Source organism: Corallibacter vietnamensis (assembly GCF_039537875.1).
In the GTDB taxonomy this organism is placed as follows: Bacteria; Bacteroidota; Bacteroidia; order Flavobacteriales; family Flavobacteriaceae; genus Corallibacter; species Corallibacter vietnamensis.
In genome coordinates, this window is sequence record NZ_BAABBI010000003.1 from 232,859 (window position 1) to 234,313 (window position 1,455).

The window sequence follows — 1,455 nt, forward strand, 5'->3', positions numbered from 1 at the left end:
ATATCACTTACACTTGGACTTATACAGATTGTGAAGGTAACACACACGATTACGTACACACAGTAACTATTGAAGTAGAAGACTTTACTGCTCCTGCTCCAACTTCTGATACTGTTGCTTGTTACGACAATATCGTTTTACCTACATTACCTACGGTAACTGATAACTGCGGAAATACTTTAACGCCGTCTGCTGTAGTTGAATCTACTTCACCTGATTGTGAAGGCGATATCACTTACACTTGGACTTATACGGATTGTGAAGGTAACACACACGATTACGTACACACAGTAACTATTGAAGTAGAAGACTTTACTGTACCAAACAATCAAGAAAGTGACGTAAGTTGTATAGAAGATGCACTAGTTACTCCTATACCTCCATCTGTTACTGATAACTGCGGAAATAATATAAATCCAACAGGACCTACTATTAGCAATGATCCTTCTTGTAATGGTTCTAAAACTTATACTTGGACATATACAGATTGTGAAGGAAATACTCACGATTGGACTTATACTTATAACTTAAATGATAATATAAATCCTGTAATTACAGTACAAGCTTCACCTATAGTAATAGAATGTGATGGTTCTGGAAATAGCAGTGAAATTACTAATTGGTTAAATAATAATGGTGGTGCTACTGCAACAGATAATTGTGGTTCTGTAACATGGACAAATAATTATGGAGCTAACAATTCGAGTTGTACTGATCCTATATTAGTAACCTTTACAGCAACCGATGCTTGTGGAAATCAATCTACAACTTCTGCAACATATATTATCCAAGATACAATTGCTCCCGAAATTACTAATGCTAGCAACTTAACTGTTGAATGTGATGGATTAGGTAATACAGCTGAATTAAATGCTTGGTTAAATTCCAACGGAGGAGCTACTGCTACTGATGATTGTTCTGCTGTAGTTTGGACAAATAATTTTAACACTTTATCTGATGATTGTGGTGAAACAGGATCTGCTACTGTACAATTTACAGCTACAGACGGCTGTGGTAATATAAGCATAACATCTGCTACATTTACAATTGAAGACACAACACCTCCTACTATAGATACAGAAGCTAGTGATTTAACAGTTGAGTGTGGACCTGATACTGACCAACAATTAGATGATTGGATTCAAAACCATGGTGGTGCTTCATCGTCTGATTCTTGTGGTAATATCACTTGGGATCATGACTTTAAAGGAAATTTAATAGAAGGATGTGGAAATACGGGCTATATTACTGTTAGCTTTAAAGCAACTGATGATTGTGGAAACGAAACTATAACAGAAGCAATATTTACTATTCAAGATACAACTGCTCCGGTTGCGCCTCAAGCGCCTGCAGATGTTACTTATGAGTGTATAGCGGATGTGCCTGCGGCTGTTGAGTTAACTGCTACAGATAACTGTAATGGTGAGATTGTTGGTACGGTAGAAGATATTACTG

At 36.7% G+C, this 1,455-nt stretch carries 1 protein-coding gene; it reads left to right on the plus strand.

The features are described from left to right. Nucleotides 1-1,455 (plus strand): HYR-like domain-containing protein (locus ABD690_RS11500; RefSeq protein ID WP_486303589.1); only part of this gene is annotated, 1,455 nt, incomplete at both ends.